This window comes from Aquimarina sp. (assembly GCF_977115655.1).
The window spans coordinates 1-5128 of record NZ_CDSBKO010000123.1 but is presented as its reverse complement, the minus strand read 5'-3'; the positions used below and the strand labels follow the sequence as shown (position 1 = coordinate 5128).

General features: G+C 36.1%; 2 protein-coding genes. One reads left to right on the top strand and one right to left on the bottom strand.

Going from position 1 to position 5128, the window contains the following annotated elements:
• Window positions 1–94: 94 nt before the first annotated feature.
• Entirely contained in the window at window positions 95–1681 is a 1587-nt protein-coding gene (locus ACZIYX_RS23570) for a peptide chain release factor 3 (protein WP_462684718.1), read from the bottom strand.
• 919 nt (window positions 1682–2600) lie between these two features.
• Here ACZIYX_RS23570 and ACZIYX_RS23565 point away from each other — a divergent pair.
• Window positions 2601–5128: beta strand repeat-containing protein (locus tag ACZIYX_RS23565; protein ID WP_462684717.1), on the top strand; the 2528-nt coding region annotated here is incomplete at its 3' end.

Here is a 5128-nt window from a genome sequence, read left to right as displayed (position 1 = left end):
TTATTTTGTCATTCCGTTGAAGAACGGAATCCACCATTAACAAATTTTAAATCAACAGTTTAAATTCTTAACTTAACGACATTGATAATCTGGGTTAAAACTCTGATGTAAAGTGAAACTTGATTGAAGGGTATTTTTGTTGAGTCATTTGCAGGCTAAAAGAAGAATCAGCAAAAAATACTAATTGACCTTGTTTGTCTTTTGCCAAAAATTTACTTTTTACCCGCTTAAAATCTTTAAATTCATCGTTGTCGGGCTCTTTTGGATCTACCCAACAAGCTTTGTGAACATTTAGATTTTCGTAGGTACATTTTGCTCCATATTCGTGCTCTAATCTATATTGTATAACTTCATATTGCAGGGCACCTACAGTTCCGATAACCTTTCTTCCGTTTAGTTCTAGGGTAAATAATTGCGCTACCCCTTCATCCATTAATTGATCTATCCCTTTTGCCAATTGTTTTGATTTCATTGGATCGGCATTATTTATATATCTAAAATGTTCTGGAGAAAAGCTGGGGATTCCTTTGTATTGTAGTATTTCACCTTGAGTAAGTGTATCTCCTATTTTAAAATTCCCGGTATCGTGTAATCCTACTATATCCCCGGGATAAGATATATCTACAATTTCTTTTTTTTCTGCAAAAAATGCGTTCGGACTTGAAAATTTAAGTTTTTTATTATGTCTCGTATGCAAATAAGCAACGTTTCTTTCAAAAATTCCGGATACGATTTTTATAAAAGCTAAACGATCCCTGTGTTTGGGGTCCATATTTGCATGAATTTTAAATACAAATCCAGTGAAATCTTTTTCTTCAGGTAAAACAATTCTTGTGTCACTTTCTTTAGGTCTTGGAGGAGGAGCTATAGTAATAAAACAATCTAATAACTCTCTAACACCAAAATTATTTAGCGCAGACCCAAAAAATACAGGTTGTAAACTTCCGTTTTGGTATGCCTCTAAATCAAATTTTGGGTATATCCCATCGGTTAGTTCTAATTCCTCACGTAAAGTATCTGCGGGTTTATCTCCAATTACATTATTAAGGTCCTTAGAGGACAGATCAGATATTTGGATAGTATCTTCTATATTTTTTCTGCTATCTCCGCTAAAAAGGTTAATATTTTTTTCCCAAATGTTATAGATACCTTTAAAATCATATCCCATTCCTATAGGAAAGCTTAATGGCGTAACTGTTAGCCCAAGTTTTTGCTCAATTTCATCCAAAAGTTCAAAAGCATCTTTTCCTTCACGATCCAGTTTATTAATAAAAACTATCATTGGGATATTTCTCATTCTACAAACTGAAACCAATTTTTCGGTTTGCTCTTCTACCCCTTTTGCAACATCAATAACTACAATAACACTATCTACAGCAGTAAGTGTTCTAAATGTATCCTCAGCAAAGTCTTTATGTCCAGGAGTATCTAAAATATTGATTTTTATTTCTTTATAATCAAATGCAAGAACAGAAGTAGAAACAGATATACCTCTTTGACGTTCTATTTCCATAAAATCACTAGTAGCGCCTTTTTTAATTTTATTCGATTTTACGGCACCAGCTTCTTGAATAGCACCTCCAAAAAGAAGTAGCTTTTCGGTTAATGTTGTCTTTCCTGCATCTGGGTGCGAGATAATTCCAAAGGTTCTTCTTCTTCGTATTTCGTCTGTAAATTTCATCTGTTTCTCTTTATTGATCTAAATTGTAATATAGGATTTCTGGTTTTTTATCAAAATACAAATATTACTAAGTAACTATCCTTTTTTAAATGTTCAAAAAATATTAGATATGATATCATACATAAATATATTTCAGGACATATAGCCAAGGGGTGCAAATATAATACTAAAATATGCAATTAGATGTTATATAGTTTAATCCCTTATTGAAGGGGCAATTCTCCAAAGCTAACCTCAAAAACAGAATATATTTGCATGAGCATATCTCGTAAGCTTGTTTTGGAGTTGCAGGCTCTGTAAAAATATTATAAAGGATTTAATATCCATAGAGAATAATTGATGAGCTGTTTAATCATAATGTTTTTCCTGTGAAATACACGTTTTTATGCTTTTTTATCGATCCTTTTTGTAATTTATCGAAAAGGTGTTTTTTTTTCATGAAAAACTATAAAAAAACAAAAATCTATTACCATATTTGCGTGGACTTATAGTTGTGTTAAAACCGTATTTAAATTACTGTTTTAACGAATAAATATGTAGAAACGACATCCCCCTAGTTTTTACCAGTACAACCAAAAACACATTGTTAAAATGAAAAAAAATACATTATTGTTATTTTTTTTTGAATGTATTTATATACATGCTCTTTCTTTATTGGGCTTTCTGTTTTTAGAAAGCACCAGTAGATTTACTTCTTCTTATTTAAGAAAAGATTATTTAAGAGTGTCTTGTGGTATGATAAAAATGATTCTATTGGTTTTTATTGATCTGCAAATTCACCAAGATGTTTTTTTTTGATTGAACAACATAGTTTGAAAAATAATTTACACAATTCTAAAAGGCTGGTATATCACGTATGGTAATTTTTACTCAACTTTCACACAAGAAAAAATCTTTATCTGTAAAGATTATTTTTATTATGATGTTACTTTTTGTTAGTGACATGTATGCTCAAAATTTATTAACAAACCCTGGTCTTGATGTTGCTACAGTAGATTGTACTACTGATAATGCAGGAGAAAATGTAGCTCCGGATGGATGGGATAAAATCCATACTCCGGATAGGTCTACAGAAACACAAAGGGCTTGGTATACTATTAATTCCCCAAGAACAGGATCGCCTAGTGGAGGATGCTATTTTGGTTTTAGGATGTTTGGTGTTAAAGGAGAAGGAATATATCAAAACGTGACTTTGGTAGGGGGAACGGAATATTCATTTTCTTTTGATTATTTAATAGAAACCAGACCAGGATTAGTGCCTTGTATTCCTCAATTAGAGATTAGATTAGATAGTACAGTAATAGGTACAGGTCCTATACTAAGCTCTGAAAATGTATGGGATAGGTCTACGATAACTTTTACAGCTCCTGCAAGTGGTACTTTTTCTTTTTCATTTATATCAAAAGGGACTTGCATAAATACTTGGAATTTTGTAGATGGCTTAGTTTTACAAAGGGTATCATCACCAGCACCAGATGTTACAATAGCAGATGCCGGTATTACAGAAGGCGGGAACATTACTTTTCCGGTTACCTTAAGCAATGCAAGCTCTTCGGATTTAACATTAACATTTACTTTGACCAATGGTACAGCAGGTAATGCTGATTATACAACTACCGATATACAGATTACCATACCAGCAGGGGATACTACCGCAAGTGTAATAGTTCCTACTACAGCAGATACTATCGATGAGCTAGACGAGACTTTTACTATAGCAGTAGGTAGTGTGGACTCCGGAACAGCAGGAAATACTGCCGATACCGCTGTGGGTACTATACTGGATGATGATGCCGCACCAGATGTTACAATAGCAGATGCCGGTATTACAGAAGGCGGGAACATTACTTTTCCGGTTACCTTAAGCAATGCAAGCTCTTCGGATTTAACATTAACATTTACTTTGACCAATGGTACAGCAGGTAATGCTGATTATACAACTACCGATATACAGATTACCATACCAGCAGGGGATACTACCGCAAGTGTAATAGTTCCTACTACAGCAGATACTATCGATGAGCTAGACGAGACTTTTACTATAGCAGTAGGTAGTGTGGACTCCGGAACAGCAGGAGATACTACCGATACCGCTGTGGGTACTATACTGGATGATGATGCCGCACCAGATGTTACAATAGCAGATGCCGGTATTACAGAAGGCGGGAACATTACTTTTCCGGTTACCTTAAGCAATGCAAGCTCTTCGGATTTAACATTAACATTTACTTTGACCAATGGTACAGCAGGTAATGCTGATTATACAACTACCGATATACAGATTACCATACCAGCAGGGGATACTACCGCAAGTGTAATAGTTCCTACTACAGCAGATACTATCGATGAGCTAGACGAGACTTTTACTATAGCAGTAGGTAGTGTGGACTCCGGAACAGCAGGAGATACTACCGATACCGCTGTGGGTACTATACTGGATGATGATGCCGCACCAGATGTTACAATAGCAGATGCCGGTATTACAGAAGGCGGGAACATTACTTTTCCGGTTACCTTAAGCAATGCAAGCTCTTCGGATTTAACATTAACATTTACTTTGACCAATGGTACAGCAGGTAATGCTGATTATACAACTACCGATATACAGATTACCATACCAGCAGGGGATACTACCGCAAGTGTAATAGTTCCTACTACAGCAGATACTATCGATGAGCTAGACGAGACTTTTACTATAGCAGTAGGTAGTGTGGACTCCGGAACAGCAGGAAATACTACCGATACCGCTGTGGGTACTATACTGGATGATGATGCCGCACCAGATGTTACAATAGCAGATGCCGGTATTACAGAAGGCGGGAACATTACTTTTCCGGTTACCTTAAGCAATGCAAGCTCTTCGGATTTAACATTAACATTTACTTTGACCAATGGTACAGCAGGTAATGCTGATTATACAACTACCGATATACAGATTACCATACCAGCAGGGGATACTACCGCAAGTGTAATAGTTCCTACTACAGCAGATACTATCGATGAGCTAGACGAGACTTTTACTATAGCAGTAGGTAGTGTGGACTCCGGAACAGCAGGAAATACTGCCGATACCGCTGTGGGTACTATACTGGATGATGATGCCGCACCAGATGTTACAATAGCAGATGCCGGTATTACAGAAGGCGGGAACATTACTTTTCCGGTTACCTTAAGCAATGCAAGCTCTTCGGATTTAACATTAACATTTACTTTGACCAATGGTACAGCAGGTAATGCTGATTATACAACTACCGATATACAGATTACCATACCAGCAGGGGATACTACCGCAAGTGTAATAGTTCCTACTACAGCAGATACTATCGATGAGCTAGACGAGACTTTTACTATAGCAGTAGGTAGTGTGGACTCCGGAACAGCAGGAAATACTACCGATACCGCTGTGGGTACTATACTGGATGATGATGCCGCACCAGATGTTACAAT